Genomic DNA, 20,272 nt, shown 5'->3' on the forward strand with positions numbered 1-20,272 from the left:
GTACGCGGCTTACTAACATTTGAAAAATAAAAGTTTTAGAAGAGGTGCATCATAGTTTGGAGTTTTCGACTAATTTCCTAATATAGTTAAAAACATATGTACTATCGGACAATTGCAATAAATGCAAAATACAATATGCAAATATCAAGTTCTTGTTCATGTTATTCCTGATTTGTGCATTATTTCGATTACAGAAGAAAAACTTGACATCAGCAACCCTCTCTTTCAGAGTAGATTTTCTTGCTCTCCATTGATACGAGTAATCCTTTGTATTTCTAATTGGGCATTCAATATGACCAGGATATGTTTGCCAACCGACACTCCTAGTTATCTCAGGAAAATGCTCAAACCATTCGGCATAAAACTTATGCTGAACAATTTCTCTCTTTGGTATGCTTAAAATTAGGCTAAGAAATTCAGAATCAAAAAATGGAAGTAGTAATTCTGTTTTATGCTCAAGTATTGTCTCGAAATGTTTCTCTAACGTTGCCGTTTGATCATTTGTCAAATAAAATCTGTACAAGATTTCAACTAAATCACCAGAATTCGGATCACATCTATCTAATTCATCAAGAATTTGTCTTCTACTGACATCATTTATCGAACTATGTTTGGAATTAAACCATTTGGTTACAAGCGAATGTTGGATTTGACTTAGTAGAACATTATCCCGATCGCTCATATCATCAGGAATTCCGCCGTCAAAGATATGGACTCCCCCCAAACATACGCTTCCTCCATCTCCTGACCAAACATAATATGGAGGAGTGACATCAGGATGCTTCTTCGAAATAGCTTGACTAATGAGTGCACTCCAATTTGGAAAATAGAGCTTTTCGACTCTCACCTCATCTAGTTTTATATCAGCCCGCTCAGCAAAACTTTTTGCAAAGTACTTATCTTGAATTTCTCCGTCAAAAAATACAAACGTTTCTGTATTTTCAAAAAACTGTTTCACTAAGCCTATGACAGCTCTAGAATCCATACCACCACTCAAAAAACCAAAATTGTATTGGCACTCAACTCTACGTCTCAAAATTGCATTCTCGAAAGCAGTAAATACTATCTCAGGCGTTATACTAGGACCCTCTTCTATTTTTTGAGGCCATTCAAAATAGCTTGACGACTCAATTTTTCCAGACCTTGATATAGTAAGGCTCTTTGAACCTTTCACCTTGAATACATTCTGTAGAATAGTTTTACCACTAAGGTTGTAACCCAACGCCAGTCGTTGTAGCTGGTTCTCAAATGAAAGCTCGACTTCTGAATGCGAATCAGTTATCGCTCCTAAGGTACTCGAAATGCAAAAATGACTTTTTGTTTCAATTATATAAATTGGTCTAATTCCCAATTTATCAGAGAACAAATATAAGTTTTGAGATTGTCGGTCAAATATTACAACAGAAAATACACCAGTAGCTTTTTTGAGACGAGATGTCCAATTTTCTTTTGTTCTAAATGTATAATCTATTTCATCGTCTATAGTGTCATCGCCAGTCAATATAAACATTTCACCACATACAAAACACCAGTGAGTTCCAAAATCTCTGAATCCTTTATTGAACCCCCAAGATGGTGAACCAAGTTTTAGATTGTCACTGTACCCTATATTTTCGAATTCATATTGCGGAAGTTTCGAGCACATATCTTGCCAAATGCCAACATCAACTGTTTGTGATGATTTAGGAAAAAGTACAAAAAACGCACTCATTTAAATTCACCTGTCTTTAACAGCGAAGTTACGATTTTATGGGTTATTAATTCGTCTATAACTTCGTTTTGCTCATAATCAAAAGCCACCGCGACGATTGCAGAGCGTGCTTGTTTTCCTTGCAATCTTTTCTTTAGTTGCAATAACTTTATATCCTTAAATGAAGTTACTAATTCGCCATCGAGCAAGTACCAATAATAAATAGACTTTTTTAAACCAACTGAAGTAGTAATGTTCTCTTTAAGAACTAGCGTATTATCGATATTAATGCGTGTTCTAGCTACTAAAGTCCAGCGGTCTTGCTCGTATAATTTATTTAGAGAAGACGCCAACTCTCCCTCCGTTCCATCATAGAAAGCATAAAACATATCAAAATTGACGTTGTTTTGACTCAGGTGGAAGTGGTCTTGTTTTGTGTTGTCTACGAACCTTGGTATCCATTGAACCCTATGCACGTGGTGAACGGAGTCGAATTTAGATATATCAATGTAAAAAACACTGTTGTCCGAAGGCACGATGTTATTCATCCTGTGATTCTGTAACAACGCTGCACCGATGGCGACTAACACGACCCCCATAATAATTAAATTGAAGTTAAGAGTAGCGTAACTTGGAACTGAAGCGGCCTCGTTTCCGTCAGTTTTTTCTAAAGTTGAGCCAGTGGCCAAAGCTTTGGCTTCACGTCTTCGTATAAGCTCACCAATCAAAAACAAACAAACCAAAACAAAAGCAAAGAAAAACCAACCATAAATCAAATGGTCTGCACCGACCGCATGTTTCATTTCTGTCGAATAACCGATATAAATAATCCCATATACTCTTACAGCATTTGCAAATATTGGGAACAAGATAGATAAAATAACGAAAAATATTCGGCGTCGCATCGTCACTAAGTTCATATAGGCGTAGAGATTACCCAATACAATAGATGCAATTAAAAAACTGACTCCAGAACATGCTTCAGCAACTAAAAACTTACCTTGGGGAATTTCTATAAACAATCCACTCCTGAACAAAGGTATTCCGCTAAGTTCTAGCATCCAAACAGAGATATCTGCAGTTATCTCTTGCAAAAATGGGATTAGTTCTTCCCCAACTGGGACAGCAAATAAAACGAAAAGAAGTGGAAATCTTAAAGACCAAGCTATCCTATTACCAGCGAACAACCAAAACAACGTAGGCAACATACTAAATATGGCGACATGCTGAAAAAGCTGTATGTCTGCAGCTGTAGCTAGAACATAGAAGAAAAGCTGTAGTATGAAAACAATTGCAGCGAGCCAAGACATCGAAGCCTCAGACCACTTTATGACCTTGCGTTTTTCGTAAATTAAGTAAATCGATGCGGGAATAACAATCAAACAATGATTATATATCTCGTTTGATATCCATATTTCAATTGCGCCAATCAAAGGCCCATAAACTAAGAGTAACCAAAATCCAAAAACAAGAGTTAATCCAATGAGTACTTTTTTAGAATTGCTGTCTGCTAAAACCACGTCGAACGTCCTTATTAGCGAATGTTGTAAACATCACGCATTGTTTTCCAATTAAAATCTTGCATCAACATAACCAGTTTCTTTTCCATAACATGAAGATTTACATAATGGCGTATTTTTGATTTGAAGGGAGCACTTTCAATCCTAGGCTGATCAGCATCAATCTCCCAAGGATGAAAATAAAAATTATATGGCTCTTCGGTTTCACGCATATACTTCTCAATTCTGCGCTTCGATAGCCAATATGGATATAGACGAAAATAACCACCACCGCCAATGCCCTTATTCTTGTCACCTTTAGTGACTGTAGGTACGGGTATTTCAATAATACCTTCTGGCCGAGTGTGCATAAATCTAGGCCACTCAGGCACACCATACAGGTCATGACTAATAGGATAAGTACTCGATGAATACTTAAAGCCCAATTCTACTAACAGCTCAAACACATATTCATTTGTCTTATCAATCGAAAAGCTCGGAGCCCGATAGCCAATAATTTCTTTACCGCCAATTTGCTCCAAGCGGTCTTTACTTTCCGTAATATCCGCTAAAACTTGCTCTCTATTCATCGTTGTATTACGCCGATGATTGGTACCATGACTTGCTAGCTCATGCCCCTCATCAACAATGCGACGAACTACATCTGGACAATGTTTTGCAACCCAGCCAAGTGTAAAAAACGTAGCTTTCACACCATTTTCATTAAACAAATCTATCAGGCGGTGGGTATTGTCTCCCACCCGAGGCGTTATAGATGACCATTCGTCTGGCTTAATAACGGAGTCGAAAGCAGAAACATGAAAGTAGTCCTCAACGTCAACTGTCATTGCATGAATACGTTGCTTGGGATTTACCTTATCCAATCACTTATCTCCCTTTGCCGAACAAGACTACTTCAGTCGTTCGAATGAGTATTAGAATGTCGAGTAAAAGACTCTGATGTTTAACGTAGTACAAATCAAACTTCAATTTTTCTAAAGAATCTTTCACGCTCGCACCATATGGATAGTTTAGCTGTGCCCAACCTGCCAAACCAGGCTTCACATTATGCCGCTGGGCATAATAAGGCACTTCTCTTATCAACTGCTCAACAAACTCAGGCCTTTCGGGTCGAGGACCAATAAAAGACATTTCACCTTTCACCACGTTCAATAGTTGTGGAAGTTCATCAACTCGGTATTTTCGAATAAATGCCCCAATAGACGTTACTCGACTATCATTTTTCGAAGCCCATTTAGCACCATCTTTTTCTGCATCTGGCCGCATGCTCCGAAATTTCATAATATTAAAGCATTTTCCATCTTTGCCTACGCGTTCTTGTTTGTAAAAAACTGAAGCGCCGGTTCGAAAGCCGTCGTCTATATAAATAATTAATGCAGTAATAAGCATTATCGGCCAGGTGAAAAAAAGTATGATGATTGCTAAGCCGATATTAAGCCAATAATCCGCCACTTTTCTGAGTATTTTTTGCGTTTGAAATCCGTTGGAATAAATGACCCAGCTTGGATACATTAAATCCACTGATATCTGCCCTGTCTCACGTTCAATAAAATCTAATAAATCAGTCACTACAATGCCCTTCAAGCGGGCATCAAATAATATGTCAACAGGAAGCGTTCCGCGTCTTTGGTCATTAGCGACGATAATTTCACTAATTTCTTCTTTATCTAAATAATCACGGAGTTCTTTATCTACATCGATGTGGGCAAAATGTTCTTTTCTCACGCCTTTTTCGACTAAATCACCTTCCATAGGAATAAAGCTGGTAATATTGAAATGGGCTCTATCCACCTCTCTACGCATTCTATTTTCTATCACAGCAGCTCTAACGCCAGCGCCTAAAACTACAATATTAGGGCGTACCGAAAAGGATTCAGTGGTGTGTACAATATATCTAAAAATGACAAGAACGATAACAATGAAAGCGACTGAAAGTGGTGCATGTAGGTAATGTTCTGAGTTATCGTCAAATAAAATACTTGATACCACAGCAACGCAAAAATAACTTATAACCGCAGAAACAAGAACACGCCTAATAATGCCACGAAATGGTTCGCGCAGCCTTGGTTCATACAAACCAACAGACAAGTTAATGACAACAACCGAGAGCGTGAACAAAACAACGTTAACCGCAGTCCCCATTGTATGTGCATTGTTGTACAAACCTATCCAATCTAAACTTATTGCCGCAATATATGTTGCATATGCGATGATAACAGTTTCAAACAATACTAATCTGGCCAATCGCCTGCTGGTTTTAGAACTACTTGCCATAAAAACAAAATCTCTTTATAAAAAAATAAACACCTAGAATTGACAATGAGTTTTAATAAAACAGGTAGATAGGTGCAAAATCTGCTAAACATTATAGTGTAATTTGCCGATTGGTAAACAAGGCATTGCGTTTTGTACGTGAATTCTAAAAATATTTGATGCATAATGCCGACGCAAATTTAACTTTAAAGCTTGTTCAAGTGTTGAATAGTTTAAGGATAGAAAGGAATGATAGTATGAGCTTAATAAAACGCATCGCGACTGTTGCAATTTGTTTTTCAGTCATTGGTTTGGTGGGCTGTTCAAACCCGCTACTACCTACTGCAACGACCCGAGCATCGTTGAACACAGACGTTAATGAATACCAATATCTAATAGGTCCTGGCGACCAACTTACCATCTTCGTTTGGCGAAACCCAGAAATATCTGGCAGTTTTTTAGTTCGCCCTGACGGTAAAGTTTCTACATCTTTGGTCGAAGATATAGAAGTCGCAGGTAGAACTCCGACGATGTTAGCAAGACAAATAGAAGAAGAATTGGCTACTTACATTAACAATCCTAGAGTGACTGTTTCTGTAGATAGATTTAGTGGTCCGTTCAGCGAGCAAGTGAGAGTTATTGGTGAAGCTGCTAACCCCAGAGCCATTAATTATACTCAACACATGACTTTGCTAGACATAATGATTGAAGTTGGTGGACTAACACAGTTTGCGAGCGGAAATAGAGCTAAGTTAGTCAGAGTCGTTAATAACGAACAAAAGACATACGATATCGACATTGAAGATTTAATCAAAGATGGCGACATTTCGAAAAACGTAGATATATTGCCCGGCGATGTCATCATCATCCCTGAAGCATGGTTTTAATCAGCAGTAAATAGAGTCTTAAATTAATGCAAGATATTCAACAAACAATTCAAATATTCCTAGATTATGCAAAAGGGATTTGGATTAGAAAGCGCTATTTAATAATCTGTTCATGGCTTTTATGCCCTGTAGGGTTTATATATGTTGCCTCTCTTCCTGATGTATATGAATCAGAGGCGCAAGTGTATGTAGATACGCGCTCAATGTTAGAGCCTCTGTTAGTAGGGATTAGTTTATACAATGATCCTGAGTCCGAAGTTAGGATGATGGCGCAAACATTAAAAAGCCGTTCAAACATCGAAGAAATTGCGCGTGAAGCTGATTTAGATATTACAGTAACCACAGACGTTGATTATGAAAAATTAATTGCAGACTTGACCGAAGACATCGTTTTAAGTTCAACTAACCGAAGCGACATCTACACTATTTCATACACTCACCGCAATCCGCAGGTTGCACGAAATGTAGTGCAAGAAACCTTAGATGTGTTTGTTGAAGGTGCTCTTGGTGGAACACGACAAGACGCAGATTCTGCGACCAGATTTATTGACGAGCAAATTGCTGAATATGAAGCAAGACTTTCTGAGGCAGAGCAACAGCGCGCTGAATTTCGCCGTGAGCATGCAGATGTGCTGCCCATGCAAGGCTCTTTTCACAACAATCTTCAAAGCTTAAACAGTTCTTTGTCGCAGACGCAGTTATCAATAAAAGAAGCTGAGCAGAAAGTAATTAGCCTTAGGACTCGACTCACTAAAGCTAGAAAGGCGTCTGATAGTTTTTCGGTGCAAAGTGGCAACACTGATCCGGTCATCACAACGCGGTTTGATGCAAGGATATTATCTTTAGAAGAACGCTTAGATGAATTACAACTGCGCTTTACAGATCAGCATCCTGATGTACAAGAATCAAAAGAGTTGCTCGCCAACTTGCAAGCAGCTCGTGATGAAGAGATTGAAGCTTATTTGAGCCAAGATTCCGAAGGTGATTCCCCTATTCTCAATGAGTTGAATCAAGAAATCACGCTTGAAATAAGTCGTCTCGAAGGTGAGATAGCTTCACTGAGAGTCCGAGAAGACGATTTCTTAGCGAAAATAGAGGATTTAAGAACGAAGATAGACTTAGTTCCTCAAATTGAAGCAGAAGGTATCGCGAAGAACCGAAATTACGATATCATCAAACAAAAATATGAAGAATTACTCACTCGCAAAGAAGCTGCTGATATTTCTAGAAGAGCAGACCTGTCTTCTGAAGATTTACAATTTAGAATTATAAAGCCACCCTTGATTCCGCCAGATCCGGCCGGGCCTAACCGCTTTATTTTCTACACTCTTGTGTTATTGGTTGGTTTTGGTATTGGTATAGGCTTAGCATTCTTGGCAAGTCAAATCACACCTGTATTAGTTCGTGGACACCAATTAACAATGTTAACTGGGCATCCTATTTGGGGCGTCGTCACCCACTTAGAGCTTGATAAAATTAAGAAGAAGCAAAGGTTTAAAATGTTGATTTTTGTCGCATCTTCAGGTGCCATATTTTTGATGTACTTATTGTTAGTCGCGGCAGACATAATGAATATAGATTTACTGAGTAAGGTTAATATATGAAGAATACAATAGAACAAGCCTTGCAAAAAAAGAGAGAGTATCAGGAAGAACAAGCAAAACACGCTGCTAAGGACGAAGCAAAGAACTCGATAGAGGAAGCTGTTGCTAGAAGCGACGCTAACAATGAAAGGAAGGCAGATGCAGAAACCGTAGCTGCAGAAAAAGTGGCTGCAGAAAAAGTGGCTAAAGAAACGGTTGATACTCCTAAGGATGATGTTTCAACCCCACCCATTTCAGAAACAGCACCAGTAGCTACAGCCGTTGAAGTAGCGAAAGAGCTTAAATCAACAAAGCCTAAGGTCTCGCCAGTAGTGCCAGAAGTAAAAGCAGATACTAGAAAAGCCCAAGGTTTTTCTGGCGGAGCTAGCATGTCAGAGGCACAGCTTGATGCTGCAGAAAATAAATATTTCACAATCAACCTAGCGAATCTTGAAAATAAAGGCATGGTTGGTTTGGAATACGCAAGAAACTTAATCAACGAAGAATATCGCGAAATTAAGCGTAAATTACTTCAAAACGCCTTTGGCCCCCTAGCGTCAACCATAAGCAATAGTAATATCATCATGGTTAGTAGCGCTAGACCTTCTGAAGGTAAGACTTTTACCGCTGTAAATTTAGCGATAAGTATTGCTGCAGAGCAAGATAAGACAGTACTGCTTGTAGATGCTGATGTACTGAAACCTAATGTCCTTAAAACTTTAGAAATTGAAGAAAACTTAGGTTTGATGGAATATTTACTTGGTAAAGTAGACGACTTAAGTGACGTCATATACCACACAAACATTCCTAAATTGAGAATTATACCAGCAGCTCAGTCACATCACCTCTCTACAGAACTACTAGCATCGGCAATGATGCAAGACACTGTTGAAGAGTTCTCAACGCGATACTCTGACCGTGTGGTGATTATTGATACGCCGCCTTTAATTGGGATAAACGAATCAGCCATACTGGCAAACTTCGCGGGGCAGGCAGTTATCGTTGTTGAAGAAAACAGATCTAAAATGACAGATATCCAAAATGCTGTAGGACGCTTGAGTCCAGATGTTGCAGTGGGTTTTGTTGTTAATAAGTCTACTAGCTTCTCTGATAAAGGCGGCTACTATGGCTATCAATATTATGGTTCATCGGAAAAAGGGTAAACTCATTGGCCAATGGAATGACGTATATCGATATTAAGAAGCATCATGCTTTACTAAGACGAAGTATTGTAGTGCTGGGGATGCTAATTTCTCCAGGCGTACTTGCGAAAGACGTGTACTTTGACCTTGGGGTTGATTTAGAACGTGTAGAGCAAGACATATTTGTTAAAAACGAAGAAAGAGATGTAGATTCGTCTAGCAATATTGTGCGGCCTTATGTAGCGGTAATATACGAGGGTTCAAAACTCGAAGCTTACTTCCGAGGGACTCAAAATCATGTGCAACGTGAACTTGATGGGGTAGATGCTACGCAAAACTACACCGTGTTCAATTACGCTACTTCGTACGACATCGTCGACAACTTACTCGAAATTCAGTTAAATGGCGCTCAAGACTACCGAAGCGATGGGATAAACACCTTTCTAGAGCGAGATTTTCTGTTGTATGGAGAGGAACTTAACAAAGTACAAAATAATTCTGCATCATTGAATCTTAACGTGCTAAGAGGCGACTATTTTGGCTTATCAGGCTCTGCAAGCTATAGTAAAATTAAGTCTGACAATAGCCAAATCAATCCGAACCGATTTTCGGGCTTGTTCGATAGCGAAAATTATGGTCTAAATTTTAATTTAGTGTCAGGTGAAGACTTAGAAGATACACAACTTACTTTGTATGGCAATGCTAATTACTCTAAGCGTCAATCCGACCAGGACTATGAAAGTCAAACCCTCGGATTTGAGAGTGATTCAAAGCTAATATCAGACTTTGGTTTTGTCGTAAATGGCTACTATGAAAACAATGAAATAAAGAGTGACGTAGAAAGTGACGTTGGTCGTCTTCGCGAGTTTTACTCCTTAGGTGCAGGACTGTCATGGCAACCTGCGAGCGATAAGATAATTAAAGTGACTTGGAATCGCTCGTTTACTGAGTCCCAGAATAATACTTCCGAAGACGAAGAAAATAGCTATTTAGGTTACGATATTGATTGGTCTTTTTCGAGCCGAACTCAATTACAAGCTAATTTTAGTCGGCGCTTTTTTGGAGATTCGAAACGACTTTCATTAATACATCGACTCAAAAATTGGCGTTCTAGTATCAAATATGATGAATCTGTTTCTAACGCTTCTCAGTTAATCAATAATCCTGATTTAGGCTTTTTTGTTTGCGATGCGGGCAGCATCAATCTTAGTGATTGTTCACTAACAGATAACCTAGATGCACCTCTTGAGCCTGGACAAGTCGCACAGTCCTTCCTTATTCCAAACTTCGAACTAAACGACAGAGTGATATTACGTAAAGGTTGGACGCTTCAATCGGCCTATACAAGTAGAAGAACTACGCTATCTGTTACGGGCTCTAGAACTGACAACGAAGATTTAGAAATAGATAGCTTGTATGAAACCGATTCATTGAGTGCAACTATTGCGATTGATTTCAGTCATAAAACTCGATTTGACATCACTCAGCGATACACAAAAGTTGAAAGAATGCTAGATGCTGTTTTTGAACAAGAAACAACAAAAGAGCAAAGCCTTACCTTAAGTCATGACTTGAGTCGGCGTTTTACTGCATCTGTTGGTGTGACTAAAGTTGACAGAGAAGGTAACCTTAGCAGACAAGACCAAACGTTTGCAGGCTTAAACGGCCCCCTCACCGACAATCGCATCACATTCACAATAAGCTACAATTACGGCGATAGAAGATAAGTAACAATTTCTAAATCAAAAAAAGGAGCTTTCGCTCCTTTTTTTATTTACCATTTTCGTTCTTCATCCGCACATTCGTTTGATATTTTGATTTAAGCAACCTATCAATATACTGCGTCAACTTAACCTTATGAGTTAACGCGTCTTCAAGCGCGTCTACAAGCTCTGAAAGCATTTCTTTGTAATACTCAGCCTCTTGCACTTTATTCCCATTAGCTGTCACATGAACAGGGTTTACAACTTCTTCTTGTGCAGGTGCAGCCGCCTTTGGAGCATCTGCTTTTGCAGGCTCGGCAGCGACTTCTTTTTTATCTCCTGCTGACGATGCTGGTTCAATCGGCCCATCAGAAGCATCGGCCTCATCTGGCACAAACATTTCAGCTTGTACTTCTTCTATAACTTGGTCAACGTCACGCTTACTGAAATTATCGACCTCTTCTAAGAATCCGTACAATAAAATCCTATCCATCAATGTATTGATTTTGCGCGGTACACCAGTGGTAAATTTATGAATTGCTTTGAAAGCTTCTTCGTCAAAAAAATCAGTTCGAGTAGCGCCAGCATGTTCTAATCTATAATTAATATAGGCGCAGGTTTCTTCAAAGTTTAAAGGCGCTAAAATGACATGACGCAACAATGCGCTGCCTAAATTGCTCCATATTTGGTGCGCGTAAAATAGGTTGCAATTCTGCCTGACCTAGTAAAAAGCTTTGTAGCAATGGCTTACCGTTTTGCTGAAAGTTTGACAGCATTCGCAGCTCTTCAATGGTTTCTAAGGGTAAATTTTGCGCTTCATCCACAAGCAATAAAGCACGTTTGCCCGTTGCCGCCAACTGTTCTAAGAAGTGCTGCAAGCTCTCCAGCAAGTCTGTTTTCGTTTTACCACCGGTATCAATACCAAATTTTGCTGCCACCATTTTTACAATCTCATCAGGCGACAGTTTAGGCGTGACTATTTGGGCTGCGTAAATATCAGCTTCAATATCATTCAACAAACTGTTGGCAATGGTCGTTTTACCCGTACCAATATCACCAGTAATAACAATGAATCCTTCTGCTTGAGACAAGCCATACTGCAAATAACTCATTGCACGTTTGTGCAACTTACTTGCAAAGAAAAACTCAGGATCGGGTGTCAGTTGGAAAGGCTTTGAGGTTAAACCGTAATAACTTTCATACATCTATGATATATCCGTAACAGTCAAGCCAACGAGTGAAGCTTTGGTGCGTTTGCTACACCAACAAGTTGGGAATTATAAAAAAAATCAGCTTCCTTCCACGGGCGCATCTTATCTTAAACAAGTATAAAAAGCATCCAATTCACATGGCAACAGACGATGGTTCATCTGTTTGGGAAACATAGCTTAAATAGGTTATCGTCCAAAACCCCAAATATGTTTATCATTTGTTTAGAATTTCTTTAATAATTGCGCTTGTCGACACGCCATCTTTAAAACCAAGGGTCATTACTTCGCCGCCATTGGCGATGACGTCAGTGCCCCCAGCGATATCCTCGACTGCATAGTCGCCACCTTTTACCAGTATATCGGGCAAGACTTCAGCAATTAAACGTTGCGGGGTTTCTTCACTAAATTCAACGACCCAATCCACTGATGCTAAACCAGCCAAAACCGCCATTCGTCTAGCTACATTATTGATTGGTCTCCCCTCTCCTTTTAATTTTGTGACTGAGGCATCGGCATTTACTGCAACGACTAAACGCTCCCCGAGTGACGCAGCTTCACTTAAATAACTGACATGGCCTGCATGTAAAATATCAAAGCAACCATTGGTCATGACTACTTTTTCGCCGTTTAGTTGGGCTTGTTTAACCGCCAGTATCAATTGCTCTTGATTGAGTACACCGCTATCTATATTTTTATGCTGATTCATCGCCAATGCGAGTTCAGTAGTCGTCACACTAGAGGTGCCCAATTTGCCGACAACTACACCAGCTGCATGATTAGCTAGTTGACACGCCAGCGCAATGCTCTCTTGCGCACCTATGGTGCACGCCAGCGTAGACACAACGGTATCTCCCGCTCCGGTAACATCAAATACTTCTCGGGCTAAGGCCGGCAAGTGCAAAGATGAAATTTCATCCTCTGCACCTACGCCTGCACTTGCCACTGAAAACAAAGACATGCCTTTTTCAGACCGCGTTAATAACAAGTGCTGAACATTATTTTCTTTGCAACAGCGCAGTGCATTTTTTAGTAATTTCGACTCATTTTCACTTTTGCCGTAAACAGCCTCAAATTCAGGCATATTGGGGGTAATAATGCTCGCCCCTTTGTAACGCTCAAAAGAATCGCTTTTAGGATCAACCACCACCGGCACATCTGCCGCAATCGCCACTTCAATTAGCACTTCCACTTCTGAAAGTGCCCCTTTGGCGTAATCTGACAATACAACGATATCGACATGTTCAAGGTGTTTTTTATATCGCGCAAGTAAGTCACTTTTGTCGATATCTACAAATGAGCTTTCAAAATCTAGGCGCAACAATTGTTGATGACGACTGATTACTCGCAGTTTAATAATCGTATCTTGATCATCAAGTACGTTAAAATCACAATTTACCTTATGCGCTTGTAGCGCGTTTCTTAGAATCTGTGCAGCTTGATCGTTTCCCACAAAGCCCATCAAAGTGACATTCGCGCCCAACATAGCCGCATTTACGGCAACATTGGCTGCCCCACCGGGTCGTTCTTCGCATTCCTTCACATTGACTATAGGTACCGGCGCTTCCGGGGAAATTCGCGTTGTAGGACCAACATAATAGCGGTCCAGCATAATATCTCCCACAATCAGTAAATTAGCCTTACTAAAATTTGGAATACAAGAAGTTTTACCTATTTGCGCACTTGCTTGAGTGACACTATTTTGTGAAGATGTCATATGGTCCTATTAGTGAGTAGCGAAACAGCCCTTGCACAAAACAAAGCTGCAAAAATTTAGTCCTTTAAAAGGAGTATACCGTGACTACTAAAAAATCAGTAGCCCCGTGGTATCTCTATATTGTTGAAACCAAATATCAGCATTTGTATACAGGGATAACCTTAGATTGGAAACGCAGATTTGAAGAACACAATACCAATAGTCCAAAGTGTGCAAAAGCCTTAAAGGGAAAGGGTCCCCTATTATTACAGTATTGCGTTTTGTTGCCCGACCGGCGTACAGCTATGCAAGCCGAAATATGGCTAAAAAAACAATCTAGACCGAAGAAATTGGCGCTAATAAAAAAGACATCATCTCTTCCCTTCACGCATAAAATCGTCGAGCCTAGCCAAGAAGCTTAGTTAAACAATATATTGCTAAATAGCAAAGCAATGCCAATGGACAAAACCGCTTCAACGCATGCAACGCCAATATTGTGTTCTAATGCCACCTCTTTGCGCCAGCTTACCCCAGCAAGTACAATTCGTTTAGTAATGGTATTTAATATCATAAGTGCACCTGCCAAACCCAAGGCAGCAATTAACCAGCCCGTAAGGTTGGTTACATAGGTTGTTGGAGAGTAAACAAGTACCGTACTTGCCGATGAAACCGCAATAGCGATACCAATTAAATTACCACCATGCTGAATAGCTAAGGCGATCTGCCCGTTGCATAAGGTTCGTTGAAAGCCACTATTTTGGTTGCGTTCAGCAAAACTATACTCATAAATGCGAGTCGCAACTAACAGCACTGTCATTACGACTAGCACGCCAGAGAAAACCGCAATAAAGGTATTCATATCGGTTCCTACTGACCACTCTATTATGCTTTTAATAATGATGGCACTGGCCACCGCTGAACAAGCATCAACAAGGGCTACTGACACATTTTTTCCCTTATCATTTTTTTCGATCAAGGCGATTGAGTACAAGTTTATCATGCGCAAAACGACCAATTTTAACCAGTACAATGCCCATTGTGCCAAATAAGAACATTCCCATCGCGGCGGCCTCAAAACCCAGGCCTATATGCCGTCCAACGACGGCCGAGAGTACTATTGTGAGGGAGAGCAAGCGGCCTGCTAAACTAATGCCAAAAGCGAAATTATCTCGCTCTCCTAATTCTTCACGAACACTCACTTTGCTAAATAATCCTGATAACGAACGGATCGCAAAGAGCATTAGAATTGCGATAGCAATATCTATCCCTAAGTAAATTACTAAATCATCTGGTATCGAGTTTAGCCGAATCAATTGCTCCATACTTTCTTTCCCTATTTGTGAATATCTATATTATGATGTATTTAGTCCCAATAAAACAATAGCATGCACTATTTTGGACATTTCATCTTAATCAAGGGAGCCTGGTCCTGTGGAAAAACTTAGCGCGCAAGCGCAGCTTATTTTCGAAAATTTACATGAAAAATTTATTGAGCAATCTTTAGCGACTGAACAACTGCTACAATATAAACAAGAAATCATTTCCTCATTTGCGTTTAGCGACTTTGTTGCAAAGGTAGCTTGTCGCTACCCTAAAGCATTTTCTGCTAGCGTTCAAAGAATAAGCGACGCTTTTAAACTAAACGAAACAAAGTTACACGGACGAGAAATTTCGCAGTATGAAAATGAATATTCACAACTATCAGAAAAACTGAATAATTTGGCTGCAAGCGACATTACGCCTCAAGCGATGGAAATACAAGCATCTGCAATTGTGCGCCAGTTTCGTCATTCTCATATGCTCGAAATCGCCTTTTACGATATTCATAAACTTCAAAGCATTGAAACGTCTTTACTCGCTGTTTCATCCCTCGCCGACACCATCATTTGTGCAGCCTACGAATTTCTTTATACAAGCTTATCAAAACGCTATGGTGAACCTGAGAACAAACAAGCGTTGCTGATCATGGCAATGGGTAAGTTAGGAGGCAAAGAACTTAATTTTTCATCAGACATTGACCTCATTTTCACCTACCCTAGTCAAGGCGAAACCCAAGGCAAAAAAGCAATAGAACACCAAGTATTCTTTACGCGTTTGGCACAAAAGCTCATCAATATGCTCTCTCAAATAACCCAAGACGCTTTTGCCTATCGGGTTGACATGCGCTTGCGTCCGATGGGTGAAAGCGGCCCTTTAGTGCTGCCGTTTAGCGCCTTGGAAACCTATTATCAAGAACAAGGGCGTCAATGGGAACGTTTTGCAATGCAGAAGATGCGTATTGTTAATCAAACACCTTTCAACCAAAGCCTATACGACATAATAAGGCCATTTGTTTACCGTAAATATATTGATTTCACAACCATCGAGTCAATTCGAGAAATGAAAGAACTCATTGAAAAAGAAGTACGCCGCCGTCAAATACAATACAATATTAAACTAGGTAAAGGCGGTATTCGCGAAGTAGAGTTTTTTGTACAAAGCTTACAATTAATTCATGCAGGTAGAAATAAAAGCTGTCAACTAACATCTATTTTAAAGTCAATGCAGGCTCTAGAAAAAGCAAGCTTAAATGGTGATATAGATATACAGCAACTAAAAGTTGATTATTTATACCTACGCCAAATTGAGCATTATTTGCAAATGTTCAATGATGAACAAACTCAAACCTTACCATTTGCTAATCCGAAAATGACAGATGAAGACGCCCAAACTGGTCAAGCTAGACTTGCCGCTTTATTTGGCGAAGAAGACTATTCGCAATTAAATGAAAAGATCGCAGCAACAATGGCTCGCATCAATAAGGTTTTCCAAAGTGTTGTTAGCGATGCAAACCAATCAAATACGACTCAAGAAGCCGAACTTCAATTTGATGAGGCAGAACAAAGTCGACGTCAGCAAATTATCGACGCCTTAGACGATATATGGCAACTTTCCTTAAGTAAAAGTGAAGCAATTGACGCTCTCGAGAAAAATTTAAGTGAAAACACAACAGAGAACTTCATTGACAATATTCTTAAATTTAAGAAAAAAACAGAACGTGCTGGTGTCAGTGCTCGTGCGCTAAAGTCCATCAATAAACTTATGCCATTGTTACTCAGTGAAATGGTGCTCATCGACGCTAAGTTTGATGATGAGGTATTTGCCGATCAAACCCAAGGAGTCTTTGATATTCTGCAAACCATTTGCGGAAGAGTCACTTATATCGATTTACTACTTGAGCATCCAGAAGTACGTCATCGACTTTTGCATCTGTGTAAAAAAAGTCCATGGGTTTCTCAACAAATAGCACAATATCCCATTCTATTGGATGAATTATTGCACCCTGTATACCTCGACAAAAACGAAATTTCATTAGAAGAGTACAAAACGCAATGCGCTGATAGTTTACGTCAACTTATGTTACGCGTTGATACCCAAGACGAAGAACAAGTTATGGACCGTTTACGTGAATTTAAACATACAACACAGCTACGCATTGCCGCTGCTGATATTTCAGGCACGCTAGCTATAAATCAAGTTAGCGATCGCTTGACGATTTTAGCTGAAGTTATCATGCAAGAAGTCATTGACTTAGCATGGCAGCAAATCCAAGCTTTGTATGGTCTCCCCGGTCTATCTGAAAAAGAAACAAGCACCACAGAAAATAGCAAACAATTAGCGCTCGTGGCTTATGGTAAATTTGGTGGGATTGAACTTAGCTATGGTTCTGATCTTGATGTCGTATTTTTACATAATGCGGACTTATCCTTAAATACAGATAGCACCGGCAGTCGTAAACAACTATCAAACCAAGAGTTTTATATAAAGCTTGTACAAAGGATATGCCATATATGTACCACCAAAACCTATAACGGTATTTTATACGATATCGATTTGCGCTTAAGACCGTCGGGTAACTCTGGCTTACTGATAACTCACATCGATTCATTCTTTGACTACCAACAAACAAAAGCATGGACGTGGGAACATCAAGCCTTGGTTCGAAGTCGTGTAGTGGTAGCAACTCCTGAATTGGAAAAACGTTTTAATGATGTCAGGCGCAGCATCCTTAGTATGCCTCGCAAGCTAGATGAATTGAAAGCGCAAATAATTGAAATGCGCGAAAAAATGCGCAAACACTTGGAAACAAAGCGCCCAGATCGAATTGATATTAAGCAGACAAAAGGCGGCATTGTCGACGTTGAGTTTTTAGTACAATATTTGATATTAGGACACGCTCATCAATTTCAAGACCTAAGCGTTTGGTCAGATAATCTGCGTTTATTAGCGGCCTTAGAAGCAAAAAATGTTCTTCAAGACTCTCAAAAAACCAAACTTATTCGCGCATACTTAAGGCTGCGACATGCGACACACCGTATTCAACTCGCGAATAAAAAATTGGCTAGAGCAGGCGATAATATTAGCGTTAAACTAGCTGAAGGGATTAAAGATGTACAGAAAATATACGATGACATTCTTGCTTAAAACGGCAATCAGTAAGACTGAAATGAGCGATTATTGGTGTAGCAGTGATTCGACAAATAATCAGACTCACGCACCGTAATAACAAGGGCGCGTTTTTCTTCACAAAAATAAACTAATATCGGTTGATTGAAATTGCTGTCAACAGCGCCAGCAATTTCTTCGAGCATACCAATTAGCGTATTGGTAGACTGGTAGCGATTGCGGATTATAAAGTCTTGATTTAGGTCCCAAACTAAGTTGAAGCCCTCTTTTACCGCGTGCGCTCGCGCCTCTTGCATCAGGGTACTAGCCTCGGCAAACGCCCTTTGTTTAAAAGCCCCTTCCCAATTTTGGGTTGGGCGATAGGTTTTTGGACTAACTTGTTCAATGGCTTTATCAAGTGCTAAGTCATTCTGCCCTTCTAACAAAATGGTATATTCACCAAATTGTTCTTTGATAGGATCGCGGGAGGTTTGGCGAAACTCTTCATAAAATCGACTAACACTTTCAGTAATGTTCTTGCCCAATTTACTGTCTGCAGCAGTCTGAGAGGTCCCGGACTCTGGTGCATACAACAAAAATGCCAATGCTCCTGCCATAACAGCAACCATTACACCGATGCGACTAGCCCAAAATTTAGCATTCTTAGAAAGTGTCATTTTTCAGCTTCAATATTAAATCTATGCAATGCGTCGTACGTGCGTTATACATTTATCTAGACTTCAGCAAGCCTAACACAACTCACTTACGTCTAATACAGTGATTCCGGCGCATCGCTTGGCCGTGTTTTAAAGCGTTTATGCATCCACAAATAGCTCTCAGGTTGGTCCTCAATAGCCTTTAAAATGTCTGCATTTAAACGAGTTAACGCTTCTTCTTTACTTAAGTCTTTATCGGCGAGGTAATCAAGAGCTGAAATAAATTTTACAACATAACCCTTGTCAGTGTATTGAGGAGTTAGTAAATAGGGGACGGCATTTGCCCGTTCTGCAAACATAAGCGTACCGGTAGTTGTCGCGGTCTGGTCTACACCGCCAAAAGGAACAAAGATAGACTGCTTAGCACCATAATCTTGGTCTGGAAGATATAAGCATAATTCGCCATCGTTTAACGCTGCAATAAGTGCTTTTGCATTGCGTTTATCGACAAAATAATTGTTTGAACGGGTGCGCCCGTGATATTGCAGGTAGTCCATTAGGGGGTTATTGTGTTTACGATAAAATCCAACGGATTTATGAGCAAAACCAACGCCCCTACAACCTATTTCAAGATTAACATTATGCAATGCTAAGCCAAACACACCTCTACCACTATCAAGTATCTTTTGTACTTCTTCAAATCCTTCAACACTGCAGTGCTTCGCAATACGCCAATCAGGCCACCACCAGCCCATGGCCGTCTCGAACAGTGCCATGCCTGTACGTTCAAGATTTGCATTAAATACAGCATCGACTTGCTGCTTCGTCCAGTTTGGGAAACACAATTCAATATTCCGTCTGGCAACATGAACGCGTTTAGGTGCGATGTACTTGAGTAGATGCCCAAATCCAAATCCAATTCGTTTAATTACCATAAAAGGTAACCAGCTTAACAAATATAAAATGGCAACACCTATCCAAATCAACCAGTATTTTGGCAAAAAGAAACGCCATGAAAAGGTTGGCGCTATGACTTTTCTGATGGTATTAGGAGACTTGTTTGTGTTGGTAGACGCGCTCTCGGTAGCCAATGTTTTTCCTTTATCAAACACACTAACAATAGTCTACAATATCGGCATATCGGCTACCACTGAAAACTGTATTTCAACGACACTGGATATCAAAAGAAAACCCGCTAATAGTTAGCAACAATGTTTTTAAGCTTCTTCTCAAAAGCCTCATAGTGGCTGCTCGACTCATAGTCAAAGTGATATTGATTATGAAAACCGAAACTTAACTTCACCAGCGCATCTTCTATAAACAAAGTATAACCGTCAAAATCAGTGAAGGCGATAACGCCCTCTAAAGAATACTTTCCGTCTTCTTGTTTGCCGTTTTGTCTAATTTTTTCAAAGACTGATAGTAAGAAGCGGCTATCAAGTTCATTTTTCATATTTATCCTAGAGCTTATAAATTTAAAGAACACGTATATGGTTTATAACTGTCCTC

At 39.8% G+C, this 20,272-nt stretch carries 16 protein-coding genes and 1 pseudogene; 6 read left to right on the top strand and 11 right to left on the bottom strand.

Annotated features, from left to right (window positions below):
• Positions 1-49: 49 nt before the first annotated feature.
• The 4 genes from AC0L6H_RS19580 to AC0L6H_RS19595 are packed head-to-tail and all read right to left on the bottom strand — an operon-like array spanning position 50 to position 5,484.
• Positions 50-1,711, bottom strand: a complete 1,662-nt coding sequence (locus AC0L6H_RS19580; RefSeq protein WP_473390990.1) for a hypothetical protein — start codon at positions 1,709-1,711, stop codon at positions 50-52.
• Positions 1,708-3,210 (bottom strand): exosortase A, encoded by a 1,503-nt coding sequence (gene xrtA / locus AC0L6H_RS19585; protein WP_473390991.1) that lies wholly within the window; start codon positions 3,208-3,210, stop codon positions 1,708-1,710. Before xrtA ends, AC0L6H_RS19580 begins: the two co-directional genes overlap by 4 nt.
• 14 nt (positions 3,211-3,224) lie before the next feature.
• Positions 3,225-4,037, bottom strand: coding sequence for an XrtA system polysaccharide deacetylase (locus tag AC0L6H_RS19590; RefSeq protein ID WP_473394594.1), 813 nt, complete (start codon positions 4,035-4,037; stop codon positions 3,225-3,227).
• Positions 4,038-4,077: 40 nt separating this feature from the next.
• On the bottom strand, positions 4,078-5,484 hold the full coding sequence (locus AC0L6H_RS19595) for a TIGR03013 family XrtA/PEP-CTERM system glycosyltransferase (protein ID WP_473390993.1): 1,407 nt from the start codon (positions 5,482-5,484) through the stop codon (positions 4,078-4,080).
• A 236-nt stretch (positions 5,485-5,720) separates the two neighbouring features.
• On the opposite strand from AC0L6H_RS19595, the gene AC0L6H_RS19600 reads away from it, so the two are divergent.
• From AC0L6H_RS19600 to AC0L6H_RS19615, 4 genes are read left to right on the top strand one after another with little or no spacing between them, the layout of a single operon-like run.
• A complete protein-coding gene (locus tag AC0L6H_RS19600; RefSeq protein WP_473390994.1) occupies positions 5,721-6,350 on the top strand; it encodes an XrtA/PEP-CTERM system exopolysaccharide export protein in 630 nt (209 codons plus the stop codon).
• Between the two features lie 26 nt (positions 6,351-6,376).
• Positions 6,377-7,954 (top strand): XrtA system polysaccharide chain length determinant, encoded by a 1,578-nt coding sequence (locus AC0L6H_RS19605; protein WP_473390995.1) that lies wholly within the window; start codon positions 6,377-6,379, stop codon positions 7,952-7,954.
• The gene (locus AC0L6H_RS19610; RefSeq protein ID WP_473390997.1) at positions 7,951-9,096 is read left to right on the top strand and encodes an XrtA-associated tyrosine autokinase; all 1,146 of its coding nucleotides are present in this window, start codon (positions 7,951-7,953) and stop codon (positions 9,094-9,096) included. The genes AC0L6H_RS19605 and AC0L6H_RS19610 overlap by 4 nt, the downstream gene beginning before the upstream one ends.
• Positions 9,097-9,113: 17 nt before the next feature.
• Positions 9,114-10,802, top strand: a complete 1,689-nt coding sequence (locus AC0L6H_RS19615) for a hypothetical protein (RefSeq protein WP_473390998.1) — start codon at positions 9,114-9,116, stop codon at positions 10,800-10,802.
• 43 nt (positions 10,803-10,845) lie between these two features.
• On the opposite strand, the pseudogene AC0L6H_RS19620 reads toward AC0L6H_RS19615, so the two are convergent.
• A pseudogene (locus AC0L6H_RS19620) lies at positions 10,846-11,983 on the bottom strand (XrtA/PEP-CTERM system-associated ATPase).
• A gap of 220 nt (positions 11,984-12,203) precedes the next feature.
• Positions 12,204-13,703, bottom strand: a complete 1,500-nt coding sequence (gene hldE, locus AC0L6H_RS19625) for a bifunctional D-glycero-beta-D-manno-heptose-7-phosphate kinase/D-glycero-beta-D-manno-heptose 1-phosphate adenylyltransferase HldE (protein ID WP_473390999.1) — start codon at positions 13,701-13,703, stop codon at positions 12,204-12,206.
• A gap of 80 nt (positions 13,704-13,783) precedes the next feature.
• Between hldE and AC0L6H_RS19630 the strand changes: the two genes are divergently transcribed.
• Positions 13,784-14,104, top strand: coding sequence for a GIY-YIG nuclease family protein (locus AC0L6H_RS19630; RefSeq protein WP_473391000.1), 321 nt, complete (start codon positions 13,784-13,786; stop codon positions 14,102-14,104).
• Here AC0L6H_RS19630 and AC0L6H_RS19635 read toward each other — a convergent pair.
• On the bottom strand, positions 14,101-14,628 hold the full coding sequence (locus AC0L6H_RS19635; protein WP_473391002.1) for a DUF350 domain-containing protein: 528 nt from the start codon (positions 14,626-14,628) through the stop codon (positions 14,101-14,103). The two genes, AC0L6H_RS19630 and AC0L6H_RS19635, sit on opposite strands and share 4 nt — an antisense overlap.
• Before the next feature lie 13 nt (positions 14,629-14,641).
• A complete protein-coding gene (locus AC0L6H_RS19640; RefSeq protein ID WP_473391003.1) occupies positions 14,642-15,004 on the bottom strand; it encodes a DUF350 domain-containing protein in 363 nt (120 codons plus the stop codon).
• Positions 15,005-15,113: 109 nt separating this feature from the next.
• On the opposite strand from AC0L6H_RS19640, the gene glnE reads away from it, so the two are divergent.
• Positions 15,114-18,146: a bifunctional [glutamate--ammonia ligase]-adenylyl-L-tyrosine phosphorylase/[glutamate--ammonia-ligase] adenylyltransferase gene (gene glnE, locus AC0L6H_RS19645; RefSeq protein WP_473391004.1), complete on the top strand. Its 3,033-nt coding sequence runs from the start codon at positions 15,114-15,116 to the stop codon at positions 18,144-18,146.
• An 8-nt stretch (positions 18,147-18,154) separates the two neighbouring features.
• Here glnE and AC0L6H_RS19650 read toward each other — a convergent pair whose 3' ends face one another.
• From AC0L6H_RS19650 to AC0L6H_RS19660, 3 genes are all read right to left on the bottom strand, one after another.
• Positions 18,155-18,784: a TcpQ domain-containing protein gene (locus tag AC0L6H_RS19650; RefSeq protein WP_473391006.1), complete on the bottom strand. Its 630-nt coding sequence runs from the start codon at positions 18,782-18,784 to the stop codon at positions 18,155-18,157.
• 92 nt (positions 18,785-18,876) lie between these two features.
• On the bottom strand, positions 18,877-19,806 hold the full coding sequence (gene lpxL / locus AC0L6H_RS19655) for an LpxL/LpxP family Kdo(2)-lipid IV(A) lauroyl/palmitoleoyl acyltransferase (protein WP_473394595.1): 930 nt from the start codon (positions 19,804-19,806) through the stop codon (positions 18,877-18,879).
• A gap of 152 nt (positions 19,807-19,958) precedes the next feature.
• Positions 19,959-20,216, bottom strand: coding sequence for a DUF3081 domain-containing protein (locus AC0L6H_RS19660; RefSeq protein ID WP_473391007.1), 258 nt, complete (start codon positions 20,214-20,216; stop codon positions 19,959-19,961).
• Positions 20,217-20,272 lie beyond the last annotated feature (56 nt).

This window comes from Glaciecola sp. G7-5, from assembly GCF_055808975.1.